At 67.6% G+C, this 26,138-nt stretch carries 28 protein-coding genes and 1 tRNA gene; 20 read left to right on the forward strand and 9 right to left on the reverse strand.

What is annotated here, in order from left to right; all coding sequences use genetic code 11:
- Nucleotides 1-34 precede the first annotated feature (34 nt).
- Nucleotides 35-1,153: a tRNA guanosine(34) transglycosylase Tgt gene (tgt, locus tag ACZ46Y_RS03905; RefSeq protein ID WP_311955564.1), complete on the reverse strand. Its 1,119-nt coding sequence runs from the start codon at nucleotides 1,151-1,153 to the stop codon at nucleotides 35-37.
- Between the two features lie 44 nt (nucleotides 1,154-1,197).
- On the reverse strand, nucleotides 1,198-2,286 hold the full coding sequence (gene queA / locus ACZ46Y_RS03910) for a tRNA preQ1(34) S-adenosylmethionine ribosyltransferase-isomerase QueA (protein WP_311955481.1): 1,089 nt from the start codon (nucleotides 2,284-2,286) through the stop codon (nucleotides 1,198-1,200).
- Between the two features lie 143 nt (nucleotides 2,287-2,429).
- On the opposite strand from queA, the gene ACZ46Y_RS03915 reads away from it, so the two are divergent.
- A tRNA-Leu gene (locus tag ACZ46Y_RS03915) sits at nucleotides 2,430-2,516 on the forward strand.
- Nucleotides 2,517-2,605: 89 nt separating this feature from the next.
- Here the strand turns inward: ACZ46Y_RS03915 and hexR are convergent.
- The gene (gene hexR / locus ACZ46Y_RS03920; protein WP_311955482.1) at nucleotides 2,606-3,484 is read right to left on the reverse strand and encodes a transcriptional regulator HexR; all 879 of its coding nucleotides are present in this window, start codon (nucleotides 3,482-3,484) and stop codon (nucleotides 2,606-2,608) included.
- A gap of 321 nt (nucleotides 3,485-3,805) precedes the next feature.
- Between hexR and ftsB the strand changes: the two genes are divergently transcribed.
- The 11 genes from ftsB to lpxL all read left to right on the forward strand — a co-directional run bounded on the left by ftsB (nucleotide 3,806) and on the right by lpxL (nucleotide 13,232).
- Nucleotides 3,806-4,087, forward strand: coding sequence for a cell division protein FtsB (ftsB, locus tag ACZ46Y_RS03925; RefSeq protein WP_311955484.1), 282 nt, complete (start codon nucleotides 3,806-3,808; stop codon nucleotides 4,085-4,087).
- 47 nt (nucleotides 4,088-4,134) lie between these two features.
- Nucleotides 4,135-4,779: a 2-C-methyl-D-erythritol 4-phosphate cytidylyltransferase gene (gene ispD, locus ACZ46Y_RS03930; protein ID WP_464380087.1), complete on the forward strand. Its 645-nt coding sequence runs from the start codon at nucleotides 4,135-4,137 to the stop codon at nucleotides 4,777-4,779.
- 78 nt (nucleotides 4,780-4,857) lie between these two features.
- Nucleotides 4,858-5,337 (forward strand): 2-C-methyl-D-erythritol 2,4-cyclodiphosphate synthase, encoded by a 480-nt coding sequence (gene ispF / locus ACZ46Y_RS03935; RefSeq protein ID WP_311955493.1) that lies wholly within the window; start codon nucleotides 4,858-4,860, stop codon nucleotides 5,335-5,337.
- Entirely contained in the window at nucleotides 5,334-6,404 is a 1,071-nt protein-coding gene (truD, locus tag ACZ46Y_RS03940) for a tRNA pseudouridine(13) synthase TruD (protein ID WP_311955496.1), read from the forward strand. Before ispF ends, truD begins: the two co-directional genes overlap by 4 nt.
- 49 nt (nucleotides 6,405-6,453) lie before the next feature.
- Nucleotides 6,454-7,200: a 5'/3'-nucleotidase SurE gene (gene surE, locus ACZ46Y_RS03945; protein WP_311955499.1), complete on the forward strand. Its 747-nt coding sequence runs from the start codon at nucleotides 6,454-6,456 to the stop codon at nucleotides 7,198-7,200.
- The gene (locus tag ACZ46Y_RS03950) at nucleotides 7,187-7,864 is read left to right on the forward strand and encodes a protein-L-isoaspartate(D-aspartate) O-methyltransferase (RefSeq protein WP_311955502.1); all 678 of its coding nucleotides are present in this window, start codon (nucleotides 7,187-7,189) and stop codon (nucleotides 7,862-7,864) included. Before surE ends, ACZ46Y_RS03950 begins: the two co-directional genes overlap by 14 nt.
- Complete coding sequence (locus tag ACZ46Y_RS03955) at nucleotides 7,861-8,808, forward strand: DUF368 domain-containing protein (RefSeq protein ID WP_311955505.1); 948 nt, start codon at nucleotides 7,861-7,863, stop codon at nucleotides 8,806-8,808. The genes ACZ46Y_RS03950 and ACZ46Y_RS03955 overlap by 4 nt, the downstream gene beginning before the upstream one ends.
- A gap of 4 nt (nucleotides 8,809-8,812) precedes the next feature.
- Nucleotides 8,813-9,892 (forward strand): peptidoglycan DD-metalloendopeptidase family protein, encoded by a 1,080-nt coding sequence (locus ACZ46Y_RS03960; protein WP_311955507.1) that lies wholly within the window; start codon nucleotides 8,813-8,815, stop codon nucleotides 9,890-9,892.
- 155 nt (nucleotides 9,893-10,047) lie between these two features.
- Nucleotides 10,048-11,025: an RNA polymerase sigma factor RpoS gene (gene rpoS, locus ACZ46Y_RS03965; protein WP_311955508.1), complete on the forward strand. Its 978-nt coding sequence runs from the start codon at nucleotides 10,048-10,050 to the stop codon at nucleotides 11,023-11,025.
- Nucleotides 11,026-11,191: 166 nt separating this feature from the next.
- The gene (alr, locus tag ACZ46Y_RS03970) at nucleotides 11,192-12,289 is read left to right on the forward strand and encodes an alanine racemase (RefSeq protein ID WP_311955511.1); all 1,098 of its coding nucleotides are present in this window, start codon (nucleotides 11,192-11,194) and stop codon (nucleotides 12,287-12,289) included.
- 28 nt (nucleotides 12,290-12,317) lie between these two features.
- On the forward strand, nucleotides 12,318-13,232 hold the full coding sequence (lpxL, locus tag ACZ46Y_RS03975; protein ID WP_311955512.1) for an LpxL/LpxP family Kdo(2)-lipid IV(A) lauroyl/palmitoleoyl acyltransferase: 915 nt from the start codon (nucleotides 12,318-12,320) through the stop codon (nucleotides 13,230-13,232).
- A gap of 28 nt (nucleotides 13,233-13,260) precedes the next feature.
- Here the strand turns inward: lpxL and ACZ46Y_RS03980 are convergent, their stop codons facing one another.
- From ACZ46Y_RS03980 to ACZ46Y_RS03990, 3 genes are read right to left on the reverse strand one after another with little or no spacing between them, the layout of a single operon-like run.
- The gene (locus tag ACZ46Y_RS03980; protein ID WP_311955514.1) at nucleotides 13,261-13,680 is read right to left on the reverse strand and encodes an OsmC family protein; all 420 of its coding nucleotides are present in this window, start codon (nucleotides 13,678-13,680) and stop codon (nucleotides 13,261-13,263) included.
- Nucleotides 13,681-13,718: 38 nt separating this feature from the next.
- Complete coding sequence (gene murU / locus ACZ46Y_RS03985; RefSeq protein ID WP_311955521.1) at nucleotides 13,719-14,402, reverse strand: N-acetylmuramate alpha-1-phosphate uridylyltransferase MurU; 684 nt, start codon at nucleotides 14,400-14,402, stop codon at nucleotides 13,719-13,721.
- Complete coding sequence (locus ACZ46Y_RS03990; RefSeq protein ID WP_311955523.1) at nucleotides 14,399-15,415, reverse strand: aminoglycoside phosphotransferase family protein; 1,017 nt, start codon at nucleotides 15,413-15,415, stop codon at nucleotides 14,399-14,401. Before ACZ46Y_RS03990 ends, murU begins: the two co-directional genes overlap by 4 nt.
- A gap of 70 nt (nucleotides 15,416-15,485) precedes the next feature.
- On the opposite strand from ACZ46Y_RS03990, the gene ACZ46Y_RS03995 reads away from it, so the two are divergent.
- Genes ACZ46Y_RS03995 through ACZ46Y_RS04025 form a run of 7 tightly spaced genes read left to right on the forward strand, consistent with a single transcriptional unit; the run spans nucleotide 15,486 to nucleotide 23,456 of the window.
- The gene (locus ACZ46Y_RS03995) at nucleotides 15,486-17,936 is read left to right on the forward strand and encodes an LPS-assembly protein LptD (protein WP_311955525.1); all 2,451 of its coding nucleotides are present in this window, start codon (nucleotides 15,486-15,488) and stop codon (nucleotides 17,934-17,936) included.
- A 35-nt stretch (nucleotides 17,937-17,971) separates the two neighbouring features.
- On the forward strand, nucleotides 17,972-19,093 hold the full coding sequence (locus ACZ46Y_RS04000) for a peptidylprolyl isomerase (protein WP_311955526.1): 1,122 nt from the start codon (nucleotides 17,972-17,974) through the stop codon (nucleotides 19,091-19,093).
- A gap of 11 nt (nucleotides 19,094-19,104) precedes the next feature.
- Nucleotides 19,105-20,163, forward strand: a complete 1,059-nt coding sequence (pdxA, locus tag ACZ46Y_RS04005; protein ID WP_311955527.1) for a 4-hydroxythreonine-4-phosphate dehydrogenase PdxA — start codon at nucleotides 19,105-19,107, stop codon at nucleotides 20,161-20,163.
- Between the two features lie 44 nt (nucleotides 20,164-20,207).
- Nucleotides 20,208-21,035 carry a 16S rRNA (adenine(1518)-N(6)/adenine(1519)-N(6))-dimethyltransferase RsmA gene (gene rsmA / locus ACZ46Y_RS04010; protein WP_311955529.1) on the forward strand — a complete coding sequence of 276 codons (828 nt, stop codon included), beginning with the start codon at nucleotides 20,208-20,210 and terminating at the stop codon, nucleotides 21,033-21,035.
- 59 nt (nucleotides 21,036-21,094) lie between these two features.
- On the forward strand, nucleotides 21,095-21,457 hold the full coding sequence (gene apaG / locus ACZ46Y_RS04015; protein ID WP_311955566.1) for a Co2+/Mg2+ efflux protein ApaG: 363 nt from the start codon (nucleotides 21,095-21,097) through the stop codon (nucleotides 21,455-21,457).
- A gap of 20 nt (nucleotides 21,458-21,477) precedes the next feature.
- A complete protein-coding gene (locus ACZ46Y_RS04020) occupies nucleotides 21,478-22,293 on the forward strand; it encodes a symmetrical bis(5'-nucleosyl)-tetraphosphatase (protein ID WP_311955531.1) in 816 nt (271 codons plus the stop codon).
- Complete coding sequence (locus ACZ46Y_RS04025) at nucleotides 22,293-23,456, forward strand: polynucleotide adenylyltransferase (protein ID WP_311955533.1); 1,164 nt, start codon at nucleotides 22,293-22,295, stop codon at nucleotides 23,454-23,456. The genes ACZ46Y_RS04020 and ACZ46Y_RS04025 overlap by 1 nt, the downstream gene beginning before the upstream one ends.
- Here ACZ46Y_RS04025 and ACZ46Y_RS04030 read toward each other — a convergent pair.
- From ACZ46Y_RS04030 to tsaD, 3 genes are read right to left on the reverse strand one after another with little or no spacing between them, the layout of a single operon-like run.
- Complete coding sequence (locus ACZ46Y_RS04030) at nucleotides 23,453-24,016, reverse strand: 2-amino-4-hydroxy-6-hydroxymethyldihydropteridine diphosphokinase (protein ID WP_311955535.1); 564 nt, start codon at nucleotides 24,014-24,016, stop codon at nucleotides 23,453-23,455. The genes ACZ46Y_RS04025 and ACZ46Y_RS04030 overlap by 4 nt on opposite strands.
- Nucleotides 24,013-24,405, reverse strand: coding sequence for a dihydroneopterin aldolase (folB, locus tag ACZ46Y_RS04035; protein WP_311955537.1), 393 nt, complete (start codon nucleotides 24,403-24,405; stop codon nucleotides 24,013-24,015). The genes ACZ46Y_RS04030 and folB overlap by 4 nt, the downstream gene beginning before the upstream one ends.
- Nucleotides 24,402-25,478 (reverse strand): tRNA (adenosine(37)-N6)-threonylcarbamoyltransferase complex transferase subunit TsaD, encoded by a 1,077-nt coding sequence (tsaD, locus tag ACZ46Y_RS04040; RefSeq protein WP_311955539.1) that lies wholly within the window; start codon nucleotides 25,476-25,478, stop codon nucleotides 24,402-24,404. The genes folB and tsaD overlap by 4 nt, the downstream gene beginning before the upstream one ends.
- A gap of 234 nt (nucleotides 25,479-25,712) precedes the next feature.
- Between tsaD and rpsU the strand changes: the two genes are divergently transcribed.
- The gene (gene rpsU, locus ACZ46Y_RS04045) at nucleotides 25,713-25,928 is read left to right on the forward strand and encodes a 30S ribosomal protein S21 (RefSeq protein WP_017430978.1); all 216 of its coding nucleotides are present in this window, start codon (nucleotides 25,713-25,715) and stop codon (nucleotides 25,926-25,928) included.
- Nucleotides 25,929-26,138 lie beyond the last annotated feature (210 nt).

Raw genomic sequence — 26,138 nt, forward strand, 5'->3', positions numbered from 1 at the left:
CGTGTGCGAAAACGATGCGCCGGCCTGGCGATGTTTATGCGGGTGCAGGCGGCACGGGCAGGCCACGCCTGGCGTAGAATGTCTCCACGAAGGGCGTCAATGTACCCGCTTCGATTGCCGCGCGCAAATCCGCCATGAGGCGCTGGTAATGGCGTAAATTATGCATGGTATTGAGCATCGAGCCGAGCATTTCGTTGCACCGATAAAGGTGGTGCAGATAGGCCCGGGAGAAGTGCCGGCAGGTGTAGCAGTCGCAGCCCTCTTCCAGCGGGCCGGTGGCAAAGCGGTGGGCGGCGTTGCGGATCTTGACCGTGCCTTCAGCGGTGAACAAATGGCCGTTGCGCGCGTTGCGGGTGGGCATCACGCAGTCGAACATGTCCACGCCCCGGCGCACGCCTTCCACCAGGTCTGCGGGCGTGCCCACGCCCATGAGGTAGCGCGGGGTGTCGTTGGGCATCCAGCCGGGCAGGTAGTCGAGCACTCGGAGCATCTCTTCCTTGGGCTCGCCCACGGAGAGCCCGCCGATGGCCAGGCCGTCAAAGCCGATGTCCATAAGCCCCTTGAGCGAACGCTCGCGCAGGTCATCGTGCATCCCGCCCTGGATGATGCCAAACAGCGCCGAGGGTGAATCGCCGTGGGCTTCCCGGGAGCGCTTGGCCCAGCGCAGCGAGCGCTCCATGGAATGCTCGGCCTCGGCATGGGTCGCCGGGTAGGGGGTGCACTCGTCAAAGATCATCACCACGTCAGAGCCCAGCGAGCGCTGTACCGCCATGGACTCTTCCGGCCCCATGAAGACTTTCGCCCCGTCCACCGGCGAGCGGAAGTGCACGCCGTCTTCGGTGATCTTGCGCGTCTTGCCCAGGGAAAATACCTGAAAGCCGCCGGAGTCGGTGAGAATGGGTTTATCCCACTGGGCAAAGTCGTGCAGATCGCCGTGGGCCTTGACCACCTCGACCCCCGGGCGCAGCCAGAGGTGAAAGGTATTGCCAAGGATGATGTCGGCGCCGATCTCCTTGACCGACTCAGGCGTCATCCCCTTGACCGTGCCGTAGGTGCCGACCGGCATAAAGGCCGGCGTTTCGACGGTGCCGCGGGGGAAGTGCAGCCGTCCGCGGCGGGCGCGGCCGTCGGCGGCCAGGCGCTCAAAGCGCATGAAGCATTCGCTTCGCTTAAACGGGTTTTGCATGGCAGGGCTCGTCAATCCGGTTGCTCACTCGATTCAGTCGTTCGGTTCGTTCGTCGCGGGGCCTCGGGCGCGGCGCGCGTCAGCAGCATGGCGTCGCCGTAGCTGAAAAAGGCGTAGCGCTCGGCGACCGCGGCGCGGTAGGCGGCAAGGGTGGTCTCGTAGCCGATAAACGCCGCGACCAGCATCAACAGCGTCGATTCCGGCAGATGGAAGTTGGTGATCAGCGCATCCACGCAGCGCCACTCGTAGCCCGGGTAGATAAAGATATCGGTGTCGCCGCGGTAGGGGGCGATGTCACCGCTAGGCGCCGCCCGGCTTGCGCTTTCCAGGCAGCGCACGGCGGTGGTGCCCACGGCGATCACGCGCCTGCCGGCGGCTTTGGCCGCGCGCACCTTGTCGCAGGCGGCCTCGTTTACCTCGATCCACTCGCTGTGCATGTGATGATCGCGGATGTCGTCGGCGCGCACCGGCTGAAAGGTGCCGGCGCCCACGTGAAGCGTAACAAAGGCGCTTTCCACGCCCTTGGCCGCCAGGGCGTCGAGCAGCGGCTGATCAAAGTGCAGCCCGGCGGTGGGGGCGGCCACCGCGCCGTCGCGGCGGGCGTAGACCGTCTGGTAGCGTTCGCGGTCGCTCCACTCGTCGTCCCGGGTAATGTAGGGCGGAAGCGGCATGTGGCCGTGGCGCTCGAGCAGCGCGATCATCGGGGTGTCACCGAGAAAGCGCAGCTCAAACAGCGCCTCCCGGCGGGCCTCCACCACGGCGCGGACGTCGCCCTCAAAGACGATCTCGGTGCCGGGCTTGGGCGCCTTGCTGGCGCGCAGGTGGGCAAGCCCCCGGTGGGCATCCAGGGGGCGCTCCAGCAGCATTTCCACCCGTCCGCCGCTGGCCTTGTGGCCGTGCAGCCGGGCAGGGATCACCCGGGTGTCGTTGAAGACCAGCAGGTCGCCGGGGTTAAGCATGTCGAGCAGCTCGGGGAAGCGGCGGTGCGCAAGCCGGCCGTCGTCGTCGGCGCACAGCAGGCGGCAGTCGCTGCGCTGCTCGGCGGGGTAGCGGGCAATCAGCTCCTCGGGGAGCTCGTAGGCAAAGTCGGCACGCTGCATGACAAGGCTCGTGTAGAGTCCGGGGCGCTTCAGACGGGATGCCCGGACGGGATAAAAGCGGCGCACAGGATAGCGCGTTGGCGCGCTAAAGTCAGGCGTTACGATTGACGCCAAAAGCGAGAGCCGTATAATGCTCGCCTGTTGCCGGTGTGGCGGAATGGGTAGACGCAGTGGATTCAAAATCCGCCGCCCTCACGGGCGTGCCGGTTCGAGTCCGGCCACCGGCACCACCTTTACAGAACGAACATCTACAGACCGAACATCGTAAAAAGGGCCTGACGCACGCGTCAGGCCCTTTTTTCTTTATTGGCGCTCGTGCTCAGGGCGCGGGCTTCTTGCCGCTGCGTTTTTCCACCGGAAAGCGGGTGTCGCGCAGGCTGTCCTTGATCTTTTTCAGGTGGGGCAGGAAGTCCTCGCCCCGGCGCAGGGTGACGCCGGTGGCCAGGGTATCCACCAGCGCCAGCTGGATCATCCGCGAGGTCATGGGCATGTAGTGGTCGGTGTCTTCGGGGGTGACGACTTCGAGCACGGCGCTGCACTCCCGGGTCAGCGGCGAATTCGGGGCGGTGATGCCGAGCACCACGGCGCCGGCGACCCGGGCTACCCGAGCGATGTCTACCAGCTCCCGGGTGCGCCCGGTGTAGGAAATCACCACCACGACGTCGCCGGTATGGCAGGCGGCGGCGACCATGCGCTGCATGAGCACGTCCACGTAGGCCATGACCGGCAGGTTGAAGCGGAAAAACTTGTGCTGGGCGTCCTGGGCGACGGCGCCGGAAGCGCCGAGGCCGAAAAAATGGATCTGCTTGGCCTGGGTCAGGTAGTCCACCATGCGCTCCACGGCGTCCATGTCGATGATCCGGCGGGCCTCGTCCAAAGCGGCAATGGTGGCGCCGAAAATCTTGCTGGTGTACTGGCTGGCGTTGTCGCCGGGCTCCACCGCTCGGGTGACGTAGGGGGTGCCGCCGGCGAGGCTCTGGGCGAGCTTGATTTTGAAGTCGGGGTAGCCCTTGGCGTCGAAGTTGCGGCAAAAGCGGTTAACCGTGGGCTCGCTGACCCCGGCGGCCTGAGCGAGGCTTGCGATGCTCAGACTGGTAGCGGCGGCGGGATCGTCGAGAATCACGCAGGCAACCTTGCGCTCCGAGCGGTTGAGGTCTTCCAGGCGCTGGCGCAGGCGATCAAGCAGGTCGTGGGCCATCAGGGTCTCCGTGGATGGGGGGCAGGCGGGGCGCGGCGCGCCTTCCCGGCGGCGGCAGAATAGAGGCACGTCCGGATGCATGAGTTAACCGGATGATACCGGAAGAACGCCCGCCGGCTTAAGCCTTGCGCGCCGTTGGCGGATAAATTATCCGCCAACGGCGTGGCCGCCTGCGCGGAGTTGATGGCATAATGCGCCGATTTAGGGGCGGTAGCGTCCGGCTTTGCGAAGCCTCTTCTCGACGGACGATATCTTTTCAAGATGGGTCAAGGTAGGCCAAGACAGGCGTATGCGGTGAGTAGCAAAACTCGAACATGGCCGATGCACAAGTGGCTCGTGCTGGGGCTCTGTGCCCTGCTGGCGCTGCTGCAGTACAAGCTGTGGCTGGGGCGCGGCGGCGTGCAGGAGCTGCACCAGGTGCAGGGCCGGGTGGCGGCTCAGGAAGCCGTCAACGCGCCCATGCGCGAGCGCAACGACCGGCTGGCGGCCGAGGTCAGGGACCTGAAGACCGGCCTTGATGCCGTAGAAGAGCGCGCCCGCAGCGATATGGGCATGGTGCGCGCTGACGAGCAGTTTTTCTGGGTGCCCGGGGCCGAACAGTGAGCCAGACGACCTGGCTTGTGGTGCCCGCTGCCGGCCAGGGGCGGCGCATGGGCGGCGACCGCCCCAAACAGTATTTGCCGCTTGCCGGCGAGGCGATGCTCGCGCGCACCCTGGGCCGCCTGCATCAGGCGCTGCCTGACGCGCGGCTGGCGCTGTGCCTGGACGACGGCGATCGCTGGTTTCGGCCCGAGTGGGTGCCGTTTGCCCGCTGGCAGCGGGTCGCCGGCGGCGCCGAGCGCATGGACAGCGTGCTCGGCGCGCTGCGCGCCGTTCCCGCCGCCGCCGACGATACGGTGCTGGTGCACGACGTGGCGCGGCCCTGCGTGATGCCCGGTGACGTCCGCGCGCTCGCCGGCGCTGCGGCAAAGAGCGTAGACGGGGCGCTGCTGGCCATGCCGGTCGCCGATACCATGAAGCGCGCCACGCCCGAGGGCACCTGCGCGCACACCGAGCCCCGCGACGGCCTGTGGCACGCGCTGACGCCCCAGGGGTTTCGCTACGGACTGCTGCGCCGGGCGCTGGAACAGGCGTTTGCCGGCGGCGCGGCAGTCACCGACGAAGCCTCGGCGGTTGAGGCGCTGGGAAGACAGCCCCGGCTGGTGGCCGGGCGGCGGGATAACCTCAAGGTGACCCACCCGGACGACCTGGCGCTGGCCGCCGCTATCCTCGCGGCCCAGGGGGCTCAGCTATAAACGGCCCCGACGCTGTAAACAGACCCTGCCGCGTCAGCCGTCAGGGGGAGAGAGACGTTTTGCTATCAGGAGGTTGCCATGCGCATCGGCCACGGCTTTGATGTCCACCGCTTTGGTCCCGGCGATCACGTGATGATCGGCGGCGTCAGGCTGCCCTTCGAGCATGGGTTTGTCGCCCATTCCGACGGCGACGTGCTGCTGCACGCGCTGTGCGATGCGCTGCTGGGCGCCTGCGCGCTGGGCGATATCGGCCGCCACTTTCCCGATACCGACCCGGCCTGGGCGGGCGCCGACAGCCGCGACCTGCTGCGCCGGGTGCGAGCGCTGGTCGAGGACGAAGGCTTCACACCGGTCAACCTGGACGCCACGCTGCTGGCCCAGACGCCGAAGATGGCGCCGCACATCGACGCCATGTGCGAGGCTATCGCCAACGACCTGCAGCTTTCGCTTGGCCAGGTCAACGTCAAGGCCACGACCACCGAGCGGCTGGGCTTTACCGGCCGCGGTGAAGGTATCGCCGCCGAGGCGGTTGTATTGCTGGCCCGTCGCGGCTCATGAGCCAGATACCCGACTGGGCGCGCTGCCTGGACGCTGCGTTCGGCCCGCCGCTGTCCGGCGAGTATCGCGCCGCGCCGGAAGACTTCCTCGTCGACGAGGTGCTCGACTTTGCCCCGGAAGGCCACGGCGAGCATCTCTGGCTGCGCATCGAAAAGCGCGAGCAGACCACGCTTGACGTCGTCAGAGCGCTTGCCCGGCTGTGCGGCGTCACGCCGCGCGAGGTGGGGTATTCGGGAATGAAGGACCGCTTTGCCATCACCCGCCAGTGGCTCAGCGTGCACCTGCCCGGCCGGGGCGCTCCGGACGCGCTGGAAGCGCGGCTCGAAGCCCTTGGCACCGCGGTGCTCGAGCGGGGGCGCCATCCGCGCAAGCTCAAGCGCGGCGTGCACCGCGTCAACCGCTTTGCCCTGCGCGTGGGCGGCGAGGCCGTCGACGCCGAGGGCTTTAGCGCGCGCTGGCAGGCGCTGTGCGAAGGCGGTGTGCCCAACTATTTTGGCCCCCAGCGGTTCGGCGCCGGAGGGCGCAACCTTGAGCGGGCGCAGGCGCTGCTGGCCCGGGGCTGGCGCAAGCGCGACGACCGCCAGGGCATGCTGCTGTCCAGCGCGCGGAGTTTTCTGTTCAACGAGCTGCTGAGCGCACGGCTGACGGCAGGCTGCTGGGCGACGCCGCTTGACGGCGATACGCTGATGCTCGACGGCACTCATAGCTTATTTACCGCTGACCACGCTGACACCGAGATAAAGCGCCGCGTCGCCGAGCTTGATCTGCACCCCACGGGCCCCCTGTGGGGGAAGGACGACGGCGCTGCGGATGGTGAGTCCGGCGCGCCCGCGAAGCGCTTTGAAGCGCAGCTGCGCCTCGACCACCCGGCGCTGTGTGCCGGCATCGAGAGGGCCGGGGTCGACAGCGCTCGGCGGGCGCTGCGCCTGCGCCTGGGCGAGCCGGCGCTGACGCCGCTGGAGGCCGGCGCGAGGCTTGAATTTTCGCTGCCCCGGGGCAGCTTCGCTACCGCCGTGCTGCGCGAGCTGATCGCCCACCCGGACTTTGCCCCGCTGCCCGGCGCGTGACGCCGGGCGCATAAGGCACCATGGCAGGTTACGAACAAGGAGTGACATCATGCGACGACTGCTGCTTTCCAACGATGACGGCGTTCACGCGCCGGGGCTGCGGGCGTTGTACGACGGGCTGATCGCCCATGCCAACGTGCGCGTGGTGGCGCCCGACCGGGATCGCAGCGGCGCGAGCAACTCGCTGACGCTGTCGCGCCCGCTTTCGCTCACCGCGCTGGAAAACGGTTTTTACAGCGTCGACGGTACGCCCGCCGACTGCGTCTACCTGGGCGTCAACGGCGTCTGGGATGAAAAGCCCGATCTGGTGATTTCGGGCATCAACCACGGCGGCAACCTGGGCGACGACGTGCTCTATTCCGGCACCGTGGCGGCGGCCATGGAAGGGCGCAACCTGGGCATGACGGCGATTGCGGTATCGCTTTGCGGATGGCGCCACTTCGACAGCGCCGCCCGGGTGGCGGCCACGCTGGTGGGGGCGGCGGGCAACCTGTCGCTGCCGCCGCGCACGCTGCTCAACGTCAACGTGCCGGACCTTCCCTGGGACGCTATCCAGGGCGTGAAGGTGACCCGCATGGGCTATCGTGGGCCGGCGGCAAAGCCCGTGGAAACCCGCGATCCGCGCGGGCGCACGCGCTACTGGATTGCCCCGGCAGGCGCCAACGCCGACGACGGCGAAGATACCGACTTTGCCGCCGTCGAGGCCGGCTGGGTGTCGATCACCCCGCTGCAGACCGACCTGACGCGCCACCCGGCGCGCGCCGACGTGCAGGACTGGCTGGATGCATTCGCCTGATGTTGATGCTCACAAACGACGCGGGCGAGGCATGACCTCCCAGCGCACACGAAACCGCATGGTCGCGCGGCTTTCGCGCCAGGGCATCCGCGACTCGGGGGTGCTCGAGGTGATGGCGGAAGAGCCGCGCCACCTGTTCGTCGACGAGGCGCTTGCCCACCGCGCCTACGAAGATAGCCCCCTGCCCATCGGCTTTGGCCAGACGCTCTCCAGCCCGCTTATCGTGGCGCGCATGACCGAGCTTGTGCGCCAGGAAGCGCCCGAGCGGGTGCTGGAGCTGGGCACCGGTTCGGGCTACCAGGCGCTGCTGCTGTCGCGGCTGGTGCCTGAGGTCTATTCCGTAGAGCGCATCGCGGCCCTGCATCGCCGTGCTGCCCGGCGTCTGGCTGGGCTTGAGTCCTCGGCGCGCCTCAAGGTCGCCGACGGCACCCAGGGCTGGCCAGAGGCTGCGCCGTTTGACGTCATTTTGCTCACCGCCTGCGCGCGCACGCTGCCCGAGGCGCTGCTTGAGCAGCTAAGCGACGGCGGCAGGCTGGTTGCCCCGCTGGAAACCCCCGGCGGCGAGCAGTCGCTGGTCCAGGTGCGCCGCCAGGGCCGCACCTTTGAACAGCGCCGGCTTGCGTCCGTGCGCTTTGTCCCCCTGCTGGAAGGAGTTGTGGAGTGAACCGTTCCACCCTGCGCGTATTTATCACCGGCGCCGGCATGGGGGCAGCCGACGCGGTGCCCGGCGTGTCCGGGGGTACCATTGCCTTTATCAGCGGCTTTTACGCCGAGCTGATCCACACCATTCGCCAGTTCGGCCCGGGCGTTTTTGGCGTCTGGCGGCGGGGCGGGCTGAAAGGCGTTGCCCGCCACCTGAACCTGGCCTTTCTGCTGCCGCTGCTGGCCGGGGTGGCGCTTGCCGTATTCAGCGTGGCGCACCTGGCCGTGTGGCTGATGGAGGCCTATCCGCTGCTGCTGGACGGCTTCTTTTTTGGCCTGGTGGCGGCCTCGGCGCTGGTGGTCAACGATGCCCGGGAGCGCTTCAAGTGGCGCTACCTGATTACGCTGGGGCTGGGGCTTACGCTGGCCCGGGCGCTGCCGTCCCTGATGCCGCTGATGCTGGCCGTGGGCAACGACTCGCTGATGCTGGTCATGGCCGGCAGTATTGCCATCAGCGCGATGCTGCTGCCGGGGGTGTCGGGCAGCTTTCTGCTGCTGTCCATGGGGCTTTACGGCACCGTCATGCAGGCCGTGCGCGGGCTGGACCTGCCGGTCATCGCCTTGTTCGGCGGCGGCTGCGTGATCGGGGTGATGTTGTTTTCACGCTTGCTGTCATGGCTGCTGCAGCGGCATCATGCCGCCACCATGCAGCTGCTGCTGGGATTCATCCTCGGCTCGCTGCCGCTTCTCTGGCCGTGGCGCGAGCTGGTACGCTACCAGATGGGGCCGGACGGGCAGCTGATTCCGCTGGCGCACCGCTACCTGCTGCCCGGCGACTACGCTACGCTTACCGGCGCGTCGGCGCAGACTCTTGGCGTGCTGGGCCTGATGCTCGCCGGTGCGCTGCTTGTAGTGATGCTCAACCGCCAAGCCAACCGAACAAGCGCTGATCAACAGGAGACATAGTCGCATGCGCAAGATTTTCGTGATGTCCGTGCTGGCCCTGGCCATTGCCGGCTGCGCCAACCAGCAGCAGTCCCGCCCCCAGGTGCGCGACGTAAGCGATGCTCAGCAGGCGGTCGAAAGCACGCCGGGGTATACCGTCAAGGCAGGGGATACCCTCTACGGGATTGCCTGGGAGCACAACCTCGACTATCGCCGCCTGGCCGCGCTTAATGATATCGACCCGCCCTACAACATTTATCCGGGGCAGAAGATCCGCCTGCGCCAGGGCGAACAGACCGCCGACGACCGCCGGCTGGCCGGGGCCGATACCGCGGCGAAGAAGGACAGCAAAGCCGTGACCACCGGGCTGGATGCCTCTTCGGGCACGGCCGGGCAGGGCGGCGCCGACAGCCAGGAAGTTGACTGGCTGCTGCCCGACGAGCCGGTGACCGCCGACAAGGAGGAGCGCCAGGACGAGGATCGGAACAAGAACCGGGACAAGGATCAGAAGCCCGCCGTGGCCGAAAGCGAGAAGGACACAGCGCCTGCTGATCGCGACGCCGACAGGTCAGACGACAAGGCCGACAAGGCCGACAAGGCCGCCGCGGCCAAGGACACCGCCGACGACACCGGGCAGGTCGCCACCGCCGGCGAAAGCCAGGAGGCCGATAAGACCGAGAAAGCGGCGGCGTCGGCTGAAAAGCGCGACGAACGCAGCTACACCCCGGCGAAAACTATCGACTGGCAGTGGCCGGTGAACGGCGAGCTGGTCGGCCGTTTTGATGACGATGCCGGCATTACCGCGGGCATTGATATCGCCGGGGAAAAGGGGCAATCTGTCAAGGCGGCCGGCCCGGGTATTGTGGTCTACGCAGGCAGCGGCGTACGCGGCTACGGCAACCTGGTGTTGCTCAAGCACAACGATCAGTTTCTGTCGGCGTATGCCCATAACGACAGCTTGAACGTCAGCGAGAACGACGTGATCAAGGCGGGCGAAGTGATTGCCACCATGGGCAGTAGCGATGCGGAAAGCGTCAGGCTGCATTTTGAGGTGCGCAAGGACGGCGAACCGCAGGACCCGCTCGAGTACCTGCCTTCACGCTAGTTCCCGCTTGTTTCCGCTGTCCCACGGCCTGCGGGCCGTGGCTGCCGGGCCGCCGCAAAACAACAACAACGCCGGACATGGCGCGCGGGCATCGCCACCGGCGTGCCGGACGGATTGCCCGGTGAAAAGCGCCAGGCTGGCGCTGGGGGTAAGGGATGAGCACGGTAGAACAAGACTTGCAGGAAGTGGATCTGAACGCGGTGGAAGAAGCGCTGGAAGCGCTTGACGACAAGCAGACCGCGGCGGAAGAGGCGGCCTTCGAAAAGGCCCTCGGGCGGGAAGATAAATCGCGCGCCCAGAGCCTTGACGCGACTCAGATTTACCTCAACGAAATCGGCTTCTCGCCGCTTCTTACGCCGGAGGAGGAGGTGTTCTACGGGCGCCTGGCGCGCCAGGGCGACCCGCTGGGCCGCTCGCGAATGATCGAGTCCAACCTGCGGCTGGTGGTCAAGATCGCAAGGCGCTATCTCAATCGCGGCCTTACGCTGCTCGACCTGATCGAGGAGGGTAATCTGGGGCTGATCCGCGCGGTGGAAAAGTTCGACCCCGAGCGCGGGTTCCGCTTTTCCACCTACGCCACCTGGTGGATCCGCCAGACCATCGAGCGGGCGCTGATGAACCAGACCCGCACGATTCGCCTGCCGATCCACGTGGTGAAAGAGCTCAACATTTATCTGCGCGCCGCTAGGGAGCTGACCCAGCGCCTGGACTACGAGCCCGCGGCGGAAGAAATCGCCGAGCACCTGGACAAGCCAGTGGCCACGGTCAAGAAAATGCTGGGTTTCAACGAGCGGGTCTCGTCGGTGGACCACCCGGTGGGCGGCGACAGCGACAAGCCGCTCATCGACACCCTGGCCGATGACGACGACATCGGCCCCGAAGGCGCGCTGGTCGACGGCAACGTCAAACAGCTGGTGGACCACTGGCTGGGCTCGCTTGGCGAAAAGCAGCGCGAAGTGGTCGTGCGCCGCTTTGGCCTGCGCGGACACGAGGCCGCCACTCTGGAAGAGGTCGGCGCGGAAATCGGCCTGACCCGGGAGCGGGTGCGCCAGATCCAGGTCGAGGCGCTGAAAAAGCTGCGCCTGATGCTGGAAAAGCAGGGCCTGTCGCTGGACGCCATTTTTGAAAGCTGATTTGAAAGCAGAGGAGTAACGCTGCCCTTCAGCGAGCCGTCCTTCAACGAACCGTTTCTTAACGAGCTGCCTTTCCACAAGGCAGCTTTTTACCGAGATAGCCTTTTATCAAGACGGCCCTTATCAAGAAAGCCTTTTATCAAGACAGCCCCTATCGAGATAGACCATGCGCCCCCTGGTAGCCCATATCGACCTTGACGCCCTGCGTCATAACTATCGCGTTGCGCAGCGCTGCGCGACCCAAGGCCAATCGGTCGCCGTGATCAAGGCAGACGCCTACGGCCACGGCGCGCTTCGCTGTGCCCAAGCGCTCGAGGACGAAGCGCCGGCGTTCGCCGTGGCAAGCCTTGAGGAGGCGCTGGTGCTGCGCCGCGGCGGCATCGACACGCCCGTTATCCTCTTGGAAGGTATCTTCAGCGCCGACGAGCTTGAGGCCGTCGACGCCCACCGGCTGTGGATGGCCGTGCACAGCCATTGGCAGCTCGAGGCGCTCAAGGCCTCTACCCCGCACGCGCCGATCCCGGTCTGGGTCAAGGTAGATACCGGCATGCACCGGCTGGGCTTTAGCCCCGACGAGGTGGGCGCCGTGTGGCAGGCGCTGCGCGCCGCCCCCCAGGCGGGGGAGCTTCACCTGATGACCCATTTTGCTACCGCCGATGCAACGCACAGCCCCCACTATGCCCGCCAGCTCGACTGCGTAAGCGAGCTTGCCCGCCGGCTGAATGCGCCCCTGAGCCTTGCCAACTCGCCGGCGACGCTTGCCCACGCCGACGCCCACGGGGCGTACAATCGCCCCGGGGTGATGCTCTACGGAAGCGACCCGCTGGAGCGCGCCAACGACGCCTCGCGCGCGCTTTTGCCGGTGATGACGCTGCGCTCGGAAATCATTGCCCTGCGCGATATCGCCCCCGGCGAACGGGTGGGCTATGGCGGGCGCTACCGCGCCGAGGCCCCCACGCGCATTGCCGTGGTGGCCGCCGGCTACGGCGACGGCTACGACCGCCACGCCGCCGACGGCACCCCGGTGCTGGTAGCCGGCCAGCGCACCGCCCTTGCCGGCAAGGTCTCCATGGATATGCTTACCGTTGACGTGACCGGCATTGCCGACGCGCGCATCGGCAGCGAGGTGGTGCTCTGGGGCCGGGCGGCCAACGGCGCGGTGCTGCCGGTGGACGAAGTGGCCCGCCACTGCGCTACCATCAGCTATACCCTGCTCACCGGCGTGCTGCCCCGGGTGCCCCGGTGCTACCATCCGGTGCCCTAGCACCTCCTCGACGGTTCTGACCTGATTTATGGCGAAAACGCACTATCCCCGCTCCTTTGCTCACCCGCGCTACTGGCCGACCTGGCTGGCCATTGGCGCCATGCACGTCGCTGCTCGGCTGCCGTGGCGGCTGAAAATGGCCGTGGGCAGCGGCATTGGCCGGCTGGTCTGGCGGCTGGCCAAGCGCCGGCGCCACATTACCGCGACCAACATCGCCCTGTGCTTCCCGGAAAAAAGCGCCGAGGCCCGGCGCCGGCTGGTGAAGGATACGTTCATTGCCAACGGCATTGGGCTTGTGGAAACCGCGACCGGCTGGTGCGGTAACGCCGAGGCCATGCGCCATCGCGCGGTGTTTCTGGGTCAGGAGAACATGGCCCGCGCCCAGGCCCGGGGCAAGGGCGTGTTGATCATCGGCATTCACTTTTCCACTCTGGATCTGGGCGGGGCGCTGCACTCGCTGTTCTTTCCTGCGGACGTGGTTTATCGCCCCCACGATAATCCGCTGTTTGAGCGCTTCATGACCCGGGCGCGGCGGCGGATTTTTGGCGCCACCATTGACCGCCACGACCTGCGCGGCGTGGTCAGACGGATCAAGGCCGGGCATTCGGTGTGGTATTCGCCGGATCAGGATTTTGGCCGCGAGGCGAGCGTGTTCGCGCCGTTTTTCGGCCAGCAGGCGGCGACCATTCGGCTAACGGCCAAGATCGCGCGGATGACCGGCGCGCCGGTGGTGCCGCTTAGGTTCCACCGCAATCCGGATAACGCTACCTATACCCTGGAGGCGCTGCCGGCGTTCGAGGACTTCCCCAGCGGCGACGAGGTCGACGATGCGGCGCGCATCAACGCCTTCATCGAGCAGGCCATTCGCAAGCATCCGGAGCAGTATCTGTGGCTGCACCGGCGCTTCAAGACCCGCCCCGAAGGCGAGGCGGGCGTTTACTGAGCAGGGGGCTTGGCGAGAGTGCTCCCGGTCAGGCCTCGGCGATGTCGTAGGAGTGGGAGATCTCGACGCCGCCGTTGGCCAGCATGATGGAGGCGCTGCAGTACTTCTCGGCGGAAAGCGACACCGCCCGCTGCACCTGATTGTCCTTGAGCCCGCGGCCGGTGACCACGAAGTGCACGTGGATTTTGGTGAAGACCGAGGGCACGCCGTCGGCGCGCTCGGCCTCAAGCTCGGCCACGCAGTCGGTAACGTCGGCGCGGGCCTTGTCGAGGATGTTCAGCACGTCAAAGGCGCTGCAGCCGCCCATGCCCATGAGCATCATTTCCATGGGCCGCGAGCCGCTGTTGCGCCCGCCGTGATCCGGCGGACCGTCGATGACCACGCTGTGGCCGCTGCCGGATTCGGCGACAAACTGGCGCCCGTCGGTCCATTTTACCCGTGCTTTCATGCGTTACTCCGTGTTCAACAGATTCGTGTTCGAGCCTATCAGGGTCTGCGACAACGCAGGTGCTTGTCCAGCGCGGCCAGCCGCTCGGGCGTGCCCACGTCCACCCAGCGGCCGCTAAAATGCTCGCCGCTGACGCGATCGTCTCCGATGGCGGCTCTCAGAAGCGGCGCCAGGGCAAAGGCGCCGGGCGGCTCATTGGCCACCAGCGAAGGGTCGATCACGGCAAGGCCCGAATACGTCAGCCGCGCCTCGCTGCCGGCCGCTTTGCCCTCAGCGACCACGCGGCCGCGCCGCAGGCAAAAGTCGCCCTGGGGGTGGTGGCCGGGGTTGTCCACCAGCAGCAGATGGGCCAGATCGCCCTTGCCCAGGGCGCGCAGGTCGGGCAGCGCTTCGCACCAGACGTCGCCGTTGACCAGCAAAAACGGCGCCTCGCCCAGCAGCGGCAGGGCGGCCTGAATGCCGCCGCCGGTTTCAAGCGGCGCGGCCTCGCGGCTGTAGCGAATCGATAGCCCGAAGCGCTCGCCGTCGCCCAGGGCGCGTACGATCTGCTCCGCGCGGTAGCTTATGTTGATGACCACCTCAGCAATGCCGGCCCGGGCCAGCCGCGCCAGGTGATGCTCGATCAGGGGCCTTCCGTCCACCGGCAGCAGCGGCTTGGGGCAGGTGTCGGTGAGCGGGCGCATGCGCGTGCCGAGCCCCGCGGCCAGAATCATCGCCTTCACGGGGTGACCTCCGCGGCGGCCAGCTTTTCCATGACCGCCGGGCGCAGCGTGCCTTCGACCCAGCGGGCGAAAGCGGCGTGCTCGGGAAGCGCCGCCAGGCTGTCTTCCAGGTGGTCGAGAAAGCGCGGCAGGCGCTCAAGATAGCAGGTCTTGCCGTCGCGCAGGGTCAGCCGGCAGAAGATACCCAGCACCTTGAGGGTGCGCTGGGCGGCCATGGCGTTGGCCTGGTGGACAAACGCCTCGGCGCCGGTGGCCGCGCTCAGCCGGCCGTCGGCCCGGGCCTGATGGTAGAAGCGTTTCACCAGCGCGGTGAAGTCGTCCCGGGTAAAGCGCCAGTAGCGCCCGCGCAGCATCGACACCAGGTCGTAGCTCAGCGGCCCGGCCACGGCGTCCTGAAAGTCGATCATGTACACCGTGCCGCGGTGGGGCATCAGGTTCATGGCGTCAAAGTCGCGGTGTACGGTGACCGTTGGCTGGGCCAGCGCCTGCCCGACCAGCGCCTCGCCAAGCGGGGCGTACTCCGCCGGCGTTTCAATACCTAGCCAGGCGCCGAGGCACCACTCGGGGAAGAGCGCAAGCTCGTGGCCCAGCAGGGCGGCGTCGTAGGCCGGCAGGTCGTCCGGGGAGACGCGGTTTTGCATCTCAGCGAGCAGCGCAAGGGTTGTATGGTAGTGCGCCATGACCGCCGCGTCGTCGGTAAACAGCGCCTGCAGCGGCGTATCGCCCAGGTCGTCGAGCAGCAGAAAGCCGTCCTCGAGGTTGGCGGCGTGCACTTCGGGCACCGGCAGGCCGGCGGCGGCAAAGCGCCGGGCGACGCTGACAAAGGGCGTGCTGTCTTCCTGCTCGGGCGGGGCGTCCATGAGGATCTGGCTTGCGCCGCCCGGCAGCAGAAGGCGAAAGTAGCGGCGAAAGCTGGCGTCACCGCCGGCGGGGGCCAGACGAATTTGCTCGGGCGGCAGGCCGTGATGGCGCGCCGCCCAGGCCGTGAGGGTGGTAAACCGGTAAGAGGACATGCAAGCTCCTTGCTGGTCGGGCATCATGCGAACTGTATAATACGCCTTCTCGACGCCAAGGATAACGAACATGGGCAAGCGATTTATGCGCGCGGCGCCAATCACGCAGACGCTCGCCGGCAGCGTGATGGCCGGGGCGGCGCTGTCGGCGCAGGGCCAGAGCGAGCCGCTGCCGGCCCAGGCGCTCGACTGGCAGCCGTGGAGTGACGAGCAGGCGGCCGATCAGGTATGCGGTGGGCGCTACGTAATGCCCGCCTACCGGCTACCGGAAAACGACAGCCCCCAGGAGCTTGGGGTGGAAACCCGCGAGTCCGACTACTCCGCCGAGGGCGAGGCGCTGCTGCGCGGCGACGTGGTGCTGCGCCGGGGCAACACCGAGCTTGAAGCCGAGCGCATTTTTGTGCCGGCCAATCGCGAGCGCGTCGACGCCGAAGGTGATCTCGCCCTGCGCGACGGCCAGGCGCTGGTGCGCGGAAGCGAAGCGACGCTTTCGCTCACAAGCGACCGCGGCCAGGTCAAGGACAGCCACTACGTGCTCTACGAAGAGCGCCTGCGCGGCCAGGCCTCCCAGCTCGAGCAAACCGGCGACCAGCAGTACCGCCTGCGCAACGCCAGCTTTACCACCTGCGCGCCCGGCGCCAATACCTGGCAGCTGGTGAGCAGCGATATTCGCCTGAACCAGAAAAGCGGCTTCGGTACGGCCAAAAACGCCCGTCTGGAAATCAAGGACGTGCCGGTCTTCTATTCGCCGTGGCTGCGCTTTCCCATCGACGAGCGCCGCCACACCGGCCTGCTGACGCCGACCATCGGCTTTTCCAGCGACCAGCTGGACTATGCCCAGCCGTTTTACTGGAATATTGCCCCGGACCGCGATGCCACCATCGTCCCGCGCTGGGTCAGCGACCGCGGGCTGCTGCTTGGCGGCGAGTATCGCTACCTGTTCGAGCAGAGCAGCGGCACCGTGGAGGGCGCCTGGCTGAATGACGACCGCGGCGGCTCCGGCGGCGACGCCAACCGCTACGAAGGCGAAGACCGCTGGTACATAGAGGCTAACCACGCCGGGCGCGCCGCGCCGCGCAGCACCTACCAGCTGCGCTACGGGGCGGCGAGCGACGGGCGCTACTTTGACGACTTTGGCGGCAACTTCGGTGAAAGCGACCGCTACGGCATGGAGCGGCTGGCCCAGATCGACTACCGCGGCGACACCTGGCAGCTCGACGCCCGGGCCCAGGGCTACCAGCGGCTGGATGACCCCTTGAGCGACAGCGACAAGCCCTTTTACCGCCTGCCGAGCTTCACCGCCAACGCCCGCTGGCAGCTGGGCCACGGCTTTTACAGCCAGTGGCGCTCCAACGCCACCTATTTCTGGCGCGACGTGGACGAAACCCGGGTGCCCGAGCGCGAGGCCGCCACCGGTAGCCGCGTGCACCTGGCGCCGGTGGTCGGGGCGCGCTTTGAGCGCCCCTGGGGCTACGTCGAGCCCCAGGCCGAGCTGTGGAACACCGCCTATTCGCTGGACTACGGCAAGCGGGACACCGCGCTGGATACCACGCCGACCCGCAGCGTAGCGCTCAGCTCGGTGGACGCGGGGCTGACCTTCGAGCGCGAGCTGACGCTCGGCGACGACGGCTACCGCCAGACCCTGGAGCCGCGGCTGAACTACGCCTTTGTGCCGCGCACCGACCAGCGCGACCTGCCCGAGTTTGACAGCCGCGAGCGCGCGTTTTCCTGGGAGCAGCTGTGGTCGCCGCACCGCTTTTCCGGCGTGGACCGCGTGGGCGATCTCAACCGCCTCTCGTTTGGCCTGCAAACGCGGCTGCTCGAAGACGACAGCGGGCGGGAAAAGCTCTCCGCCGGCATCGGTCAGAGCGCCTATTTCGACGACCGCCGGGTGGGCCTTGACGGCAACGACGAGACCCTGCCGCCGCGCCCCGAGCGCAACGCCGACGTCAACCCGGAAAGCTACTACCAGGCCACCCGGGACCGTTCGCCGGTGGTGACGCGCCTGGACTGGCAGATCAACCCGCGCTGGAGTACCGGCGCCGAGTGGCTTTACGATGACCACCGCGACCTGACCGAGCGCTCGAGCGCGGAGCTGCGCTATCGCCATCCCGACGGCCACGTGGTGAACCTGGGCTACCGCTGGGAGATCGAAGGGTTTGCCCCGAGCCTGGAGCCCGGCGATGACGCCTATCGCAACTACGACCGCGAAGAGATGGACCTGTCCTTTGCCTGGAACGCCAGCCCCGAGATTGATTTGATCGGCCGCTACCTGCACGATCAGACCAATCATCGCGCCCTGGAGCAGCTCGCCGGCGTGCAGTGGAACAGCTGCTGCTACGGCCTGCAGGTGGTGTGGCGCCGCTGGGTGGACGACAACGACACCGCGCGGGCGGACGACGATTTCAACGATCGCGGCCTCTTCTTGCGCTTTGTCCTCCACGGCCTCGGCGGCGCCGGCCAGGACGCCGACAGCTACTTTGAACGTACCATTCCGGGCTACCGCCCGCCGGCGCTTTAGTGCCGGCGGCCAAGGCCCCAAGAGACGAACATGCTATGACCAAGACGACGCCCTGGACCAAGACCACGCCCTGGACCAAGATAATGCCCCGGGCCAGGACAGCGCCCTGGCGTTTTCGCGCTATCCCCTGTGCCACAGCGCGCACGGCGCTTCTGTCGCGGACGCGAGCCGCTCTGCTGCCGGGCGCCCTGGCCCTGTGCCTGGGCGCCGGCGGCACGCTGCCGGCGGCCGCCCTTGCCCAGCAGGCAACTCTGGATGAGCCGTCCACCAGCACCCAGCGCCAGCAGCTTGACCGCGTCGTGGCGGTGGTCAACGACGGTGCCATTATGCACAGCGAGCTTGAGGACCGCATGGCGCAGGTAGCGCGCCAGGCCGAAGCCCAGGGCAGCGCGCTGCCGCCGCGCGGCGAGCTTGAGCAGCAGGTGCTGGAGCGTATGGTGCTCGAGGAAATCCAGCTGCAGATGGCCCGCGACGCCAAGCTGAGCGTGGACGACACCCAGCTCAACCGCCAGCTCCGTAGCATTGCCGAGTCCAACGGCGTGTCGCTCGAGGCCTTTGCCGACCGGCTGGAAGCCGACGGCGGAAGCCTCGGCGAGGTGCGCGAGCAGGTCCGCCGCGAAATGCTCATGCAGCAGGTGCAGCAAAGCCAGATCGGCCAGCGCGTGTCGATCAGCAACCGCGACGTTGAGCGTACCCTGGAGCAGCAGGGCGACGGCGCGAACCGCGAAACCCGCGCGCGCCATATCCTGATTGAAGTCAACGCCGAGCGCAGCGAAGAGCAGGCCCGGGAGCGGCTGCAGCAAGCCCGCCGCCAGATCGCGCAGGGCGAAGATTTTGCCGCCGTGGCCCGGGAGCTCAGCGACGACGAGGGCAGCGCGCTCAACGGCGGCGAGCTTGGCTGGCTGCGTCCGGGCCAGACGGTGCCGGCCTTCGAAGAGGCCATGAGCGACCTCGCCCCGGGGGAAGTCTCCGACCCGGTGCGCTCGCAGTTCGGTTTTCACCTCATCGAGGTTGAGGAGCGGCGCCGCCGAAACGTCAACCAGCAGGAGCAGCGCGAGCAGGCACGCCAGGCGATCTTTCAGCGCCGGGCCAACGAAGAGCTCAACACCTGGCAGCGCGAGATTCGCTCCCAGGCGTTTGTCGATATCCGGCTATAAGAGGCAGCGTCATGGCAGAGTCTCGAAGCGCCCCTCGTTCGCTGCCGGTGGCGATTACCACCGGTGAGCCGGCGGGCATCGGCCCCGAGCTTACGCTCAAGCTGGCCGCCGACGCCGCGCTGCCGGCGGGCAGCGTCGCCGTGGGCGATCCGGCGATGCTTGCCGAGCGCGCCGCGGCGCTGGGGCTTGAGGTAACGCCGACGCCGTGCCGGCCCGGAGAGCCGCTGCCCGAAGGGCAGGGCGTGCTGCCGGTGTGGCCGGTTATCCTCAAGGCGCCCTCTACGCCCGGGGTGCTCGACCCGGCCAACGCCGACTACGTGATGGGGACGCTGGCCGTTGCGGTCACCGCCTGCCGCGCCGGCCATGCCGCCGCCATGACCACCGCCCCGCTGCACAAGGGCGCGATTATCGACGGCGGGCACCCGGGCTTTACCGGCCACACCGAATGGCTGCGCGATGCCTGCGGGGTGGACGAGGTGGTCATGATGCTGGCCACCGACAGCGCCCTGCACGCCACCCGCGCCGACTTTGACGGCCCCTCGGAGCTGCGCGTGGCGCTAGTTACCACGCACCTGCCGCTGCGCGAGGTGGCCGACGCCGTGACCGCCGAGCGCATCGGCCGGGTGGCGCGGATTCTCGAGCACGATCTGCGCGAGCAGTTCGGCATTGCCGCGCCGCGCATCGCCGCCTGCGGGCTCAACCCCCACGCCGGCGAGGGCGGCCACCTGGGCCACGAAGAGATCGACACCCTGATTCCCGCCCTCGACGCCCTGCGCGCCGAAGGCCGGGATATACGCGGCCCCTACCCGGCAGATACCCTGTTCACCCCGCGCCACCTGGCCGAGGTCGACGCGGTGCTCGCCATGTATCACGACCAGGGACTGGCCGTGCTCAAATACGCCGGCTTCGGCAGCGCGGCCAACATTACCCTGGGGCTGCCGCTGGTGCGCACCTCGGTGGACCACGGCACCGCGCTGGATCTTGCCGGCAGGGGGTTGGCTTCGCCGGCAAGCCTGGGCGTGGCGGTGGCGCTTGCCCGCCGGCTGGCCGACCGGCGTAGGGCCGGCTAATCCTTTGTCACTCACCGCGTAACGCTATTCCGGGAACCCGTTTCATGGCATCAGTGCTGCATCACCGCGCCCGTAAACGCTTCGGGCAGAACTTCCTCCGCGACGCGGGCGTTATCGCGCGCATCGTCGGGGCCATCCACCCGCGCCCGGGCGAGCGCCTGGTGGAGATCGGCCCGGGGCAGGGGGCGCTGACCGAGCCGCTGCTGGACGCCGCCGACGGCCTCGACGTGATCGAGCTGGACCGCGACCTGATCCCCGGGCTGCGGGTGCAGTTTTTCAACTACCCGGGCTTTGTCATCCACGAAGGCGACGCGCTCAAGTACGATTTTGCCGAGCTGCGCGGCGACGGCCCGCCGCTGCGGGTGGTGGGCAACCTGCCCTACAACGTCGCCACGCCCCTGATTATTCATCTGCTGGGCGCGGGCAGCGCGGTGGCCGATATGCACTTCATGCTGCAAAAAGAGGTGGTCGAGCGGCTGGCCGCCGAACCCGGCGGGCCGGACTGGGGGCGGCTTTCGGTCATGGCGCAGTATCACTGCCGGGTCGAGCAGCTGTTCAGCGTGCCGCCGGAGGCCTTTGTGCCGAGCCCGGCGGTGGACTCGGCGATCGTGCGGCTCGCCCCCCACGCCGAGCTGCCCCACGTGGCGGACGATCCGGCGCTGCTGTTTGACCTGGTCAAGCAGGCCTTCGGCCAGCGACGCAAGACCCTGCGCAACAACCTCAAGGGCCGCGTGGGCGCCGACACGCTTGAGGCGCTGGATATCGATCCGCGCCGTCGCCCCCAGACCCTCTCCGTCGAGGAGTTTGTGCGCCTGGCCAACGCCGTGACACACAGCGAAGCATCCGCATCCCGGGAAGGAGACAGGACGTGAGCGAACATGACACCGAGCGCGCCGCCGAGACCGTTGATCCAAGCGCCGCCGAGCCGGCGATCCGTATCAGCGTCACGCCCCGCTACCGCGCGGACGAATCCCGGGAGGCCGAGTCACAGTACGTGTTCAGCTACACCATCACCCTGTATAACCAGGGCGGCCGCAGCGTCCAGCTGCTGGCGCGCTACTGGAAAATCACCCAGGGCAGCGGCGACGTCCGCGAGGTGCGCGGCAAGGGCGTGATCGGCCAGCAGCCGCTGATTGGCCCGGGCCAGCATTTCCGCTACACCAGCCGCGCGGTGCTCGACACCCCGGTGGGCATCATGGAAGGCGCCTACACGCTGCTCGATACCACTACCCAGCGGCCCTTTGATGCCCCGGTCGCGCCGTTTCGCTTGGCTCAGCCGGCCGCTATTCACTAACCGGCGCCCAGGAGGGTTATGTGAGCACCTATGTCATCGGCGACCTGCACGGCTGCCACGCCGAATTTGTCGACCTGCTGGAAGCGCTGTCGTTCGACCCGCGCCGGGACCGCGCCTGGCTGGTCGGGGACCTGGTCAACCGCGGGCCGGACTCCCTTGCCTGCCTGCGCGAAGTCCGAGCGCTGGGTGACGCCGCCCGCTGCGTGCTTGGCAACCACGATCTGCATTTTCTGGTCGCCGCCCGGGGCGGCAGGATAAAGCCCCGAAGCGCCTTTGCGTCTATCGTCAACGCCGCCGACGGCGGCGCGCTGCTGGACTGGCTGCAAAGCCGGCCGCTGACGGTGCGCCGGGACAATACCCTGATGGTCCACGCCGGGCTTTTGCCCGAGTGGGGGCTTGATCAGGCCCAAGCCCTGGCCGCCGAGGTGGAAGCGGCGCTCGCCGCCGAGCAGGCCGGGGCCTTTCTTGAGCGGCTGTTTGGCGATGAGCCCAGCCGCTGGCGCGACGATCTGGAAGGCATGGACCGGCTGCGCTTTATCGTCAACGCCATGACGCGCATGCGCTTTATCGACGCCGACGGGCGGCTGGAGTTTACCGCCAAGCGCGGTCTGGCAAGCGCTCCTGACGGCTTTGAGCCCTGGTTTCGCTTCCCTCGGGGGGACGACGCCACCCTGCTGTTCGGCCACTGGGCGGCCCTTGAAGGCCAGACGCCCGGCGCTCGGGTCGATGCCCGGGCGCTGGATACCGGCTGCGCCTGGGGCGGCACGCTTACCGCGCTTGAGCTCGAGACCGGGAAACGCACCCGGGTGCCCAGCCGCCAACCCCAGGAGGCCTGATGCCGCGGCCGAAAGCGAGCAAGCCCGCTCCCGAAGCGGGCCTTGAGGTCTACCGCGTGGGCGGCGCGGTGCGCGACGCGCTGCTTGGCCGCCCGGTGTGGGATAACGACTGGGTCGTCGTCGGCGCCACGCCCGAGGAAATGCGCCGGCGCGGCTTCAAGCCCGTGGGCCGGGATTTTCCGGTGTTTCTCCACCCGGAGTCCGCCGAGGAGTATGCCCTGGCGCGCACCGAGCGCAAGGCCGGCCACGGCTACTCGGGCTTTACCGTTCACTCAAGCCCCGACGTTACTCTGAAAGACGATCTGGTCCGCCGGGATCTGACCATCAACGCCATCGCCGAAGCGCCGGGCGGCACGCTTGTCGACCCCTACGGCGGCCGCGATGACCTTGAGCGCCGCGTGCTGCGCCACGTTTCCGCCGCCTTTGCCGAAGACCCGCTTAGGGTTTTGCGCACCGCGCGCTTTCTCGCCCGCTATGCCCACCTGGGCTTCACCGTAGCCCCGGATACCCGGGCGCTGATGCGCGAAGTGAGCCGCAGCGGCGAGCTTTCGCATCTGGCCGCCGAGCGCGTCTGGACGGAAAGCGAGAAAGCCCTGGGCGAGCAAAGCCCCGACGCCTACTTCAAGGCGCTTGCCGAGTGCGAGGCGCTTGCCGTCTGGTGGGCAGAAATTGCGGCGGCACCCGGCAGCGTTCCCGAAAGCCGGCTGGACGCCTGCCTCGCCGCCATGCAGACAGTGCCGGACTGGCCGGCCATCGCGCTTTCCCACTGGCGCTATGCGCGGCTGGTGACGCCGCTTTCTGACGCGGAGCGCGAAGCGCTTGCCGCGCGCTTGAAGCTGCCCCGGGCGGTGGCGCAGCTGGCCCGCCAAAGCGCGGCCACGGCGCGGCTGGTCGGCGAGCCGCTGACGACACAAGCGGTAATGGCCTGGCTTGACGGCCAGGACAGCTGGCGCAAGCCCGAGCGCGCCCGGGCCCAGCTGGCGCTGGTCAAGGTGCTGGCGCCGGAGCGGCGGCACGCGGTGCTGGAAGCGGCCCTTGACGGCGCCGCCGCGGTAAGCCCCCAGGCGCTGATGGCCGAAGGCTATCGGGGCGCGGCGCTGGGCAGACAAATCGGCATCGTTCGCCGGGAGGCCGTTGCCCGGGCGCTGGGTGACGCCGGCTAGCGGTTAAAGGCCACCGGCCGCAGCGGCTGCCGGGCAAACCGTTCGCTTGCCCGAGCGCGCTGCCAAAGCTCGGCGTAGACGGTGCCTTCCCGCGGGTGGCGGGCGTCGGGCAGGAGCTCGGCCAGGGGCCTGAGGACAAAGGCGTGGCGCAGGATGTCGCCGTGGGGCAGGTCAATGGCGCCATCTTCGCTTTCAAACTCGCCGCGCAGCTCGCCCACGGCGAGAAGGTCGATGTCGATGGGGTGGGTGCTCGCGCCGGCGCTTTGGGGCAGGCGGCCCTGGGCGCGCTCCTGCGCCTTGCCCCAGGCTTTTATCTCCGCCGGCGAGGCGTCGCTTGTAAACGCCACGACCATGTTGTGGAAGACGGGGCTATGGGAAATTACGCCGTGAGAGGCGGGCGCAGGCCCTGCGTCGGGAGCGGTCACATCAGCGCTTTGATACACCGTTGACGCCTGAATCTCGCCAAAGCGTGCCTCAAGGGCGCCAAGGCAGCGGCGCAGGTTGGCAAGCGCGTTTTCGTTGCTGCCCAGACTCAGCAGAATTTGACGTGACTCGCTCACGTTTCAGCGCCGCCTTCTGTATGCGCCGGCGCGGCAAAGCTGCCTCGAGTCATTTTCAGCCCCACGCTTGCCGCCGCGGGCACCGCACCGGGCTTGCGCAGGGTAAGCGTGACGCCGGCAATGCCAAACTCCTCGCGCAGCGCGGCCACTAGCCGCTCGGCAAAGGTTTCCACCAGCTCGAAGCGATGCTCGGCGGCAAACGTCTGAATGCGCTCGCAGAGCGCGGCGTAGTTAAGGGTCAGCGCCAGATCGTCGGTGGCCGCCGCCGGACGAATGTCCGTGGCAAGCTCCAGGTCCAGACTGAGACGCTGCTGAATCGTGCGCTCCCAGTCGTAGACGCCGATTACCGTCTCCACCTCAAGCGCTTCGATTAGAATACGGTCGCTCATGGTGCCGGGGTCTCCACTCTGGTATCGGCGCTGCCGGGCGCGCGCAGCTGTTCGAGCGGCCAGCGCGGGGTGGCCTGCATCCGGCCGGCGGTGTCGCGCTCGCCGGCTTCCAGGCGCCGGGCGCCGACGTAGGCAATCATTGCGCCGTTGTCGGTGCAAAAGCGCCCGCGGGGGTAGAAGGCCCGGGCGCGGCGTTTGCTGCAGGCCTGATTAAGCCCCTCACGCAGCCGCACGTTGGCGCTGACTCCGCCGGCGACCACCAGCCGCTTGAGGCCGGTGTCGTCAAGCGCCCGGCGGCATTTGATCACCAGGGTGTCGACCACGGCGTCCTCGAAGGCCCGGGCGACATCCGCCCGGCCCTGGGGCGTAAGCTCGCCGGCGTCGTCGAGCTTGCGAATGGCGGTCAGGGTGTGGGTCTTGAGTCCGGAGAAGCTGAAGTTAAGCCCCGGGCGATCGGTCATGGGCCGGGGGAAGCGAAACCGCCCGGGGTCGCCCTGTTCGGCAAGCTTTGCGACGTGAGGGCCGCCGGGGTAGGGCAGGTCGAGCATCTTGGCGGTCTTGTCGAAGGCCTCACCGGCGGCGTCGTCCACGGACTCGCCGAGTAGCCGGTAGCGCCCCAGCTCCTGAACTTCCACCAGCTGGGTATGCCCGCCGGAGACCAGCAGCGCGACGAAGGGAAACGCCGGGGCGTCGTCTTCCAGCATGGGTGCGAGCAGGTGGCCTTCCATGTGGTGCACGCCAAGGGCGGGGATATCCAGCGCCCGGGCCATGCCGTGGGCGGTGGCCGCGCCCACCATCAGCGCGCCGACCAGGCCCGGGCCCGCGGTATAGGCGACGCCGTCAAGCTCGCGGCGGGTCATGCCCGCGTCTGCCAGTACCTGCTCCACCAGCGGCAGCAGTTTGCGGGTGTGATCGCGCGACGCAAGCTCCGGTACCACGCCGCCGTACTCGGCGTGCATGGTCACCTGGCTGTACAGGGCGTCGGCCAGCAGGCCGTCGCCGCCGTCAAGCGCGGTGTCGTAAACGGCCACGCCGGTTTCATCGCAGGACGTTTCGATGCCCAGTACGCGCATAGCGGATTTCCCCGTGACGTAAAGACCTGAAGACAGGCGGAGTAAACCGGCGAGTTTAGCATCTTCGTGTGCCGGCGTTGAGGGGAAATCCTCGGACCTATTTGCAAAAAAAGGGGTTCGCTACTAGAATATTGTGCGCTGTAAAAATCAGATCGTGCACGAAAGGTGTCTAACGCGCCTTGCGCGTGTACGGACTATCCGCCATCAAGACTCCTTAAGGTAGGTGAGTGCTTAATGCCTTCTGTAAAAGTACGCGATAACGAGCCGTTTGACGTCGCCCTGCGTCGTTTCAAGCGTTCCTGTGAAAAAGCCGGCGTTTTGTCCGAGGTTCGTCGTCGCGAAAGCTACGAAAAGCCGACGGCCGAGCGCAAGCGCAAGGCGGCTGCCGCAGTCAAGCGCCACGCGAAGAAGCTTCAGCGTGAGCGTAAGCGGTTCGAACGGCTCTATTGATCCGTACCGGAAGGGTGGCCAAGGCCACTCTTCCTGGAAGGACGCCAAACGGCCGCCGTCCGGTGGCCGTTTGTTTTTTTATCCGTCAATAACCGCCGACGGGCTGCGGTGATGCCATAGATGATGATGCCATAGGCGATACGGTGGTCTCTGAGGCTATGGTATCTGAGGCGATGGTCGCTGAGACTGTGGCATCACCTCAGCCCGGCA

It is taken from the genome of Halomonas garicola (genome assembly GCF_055382465.1).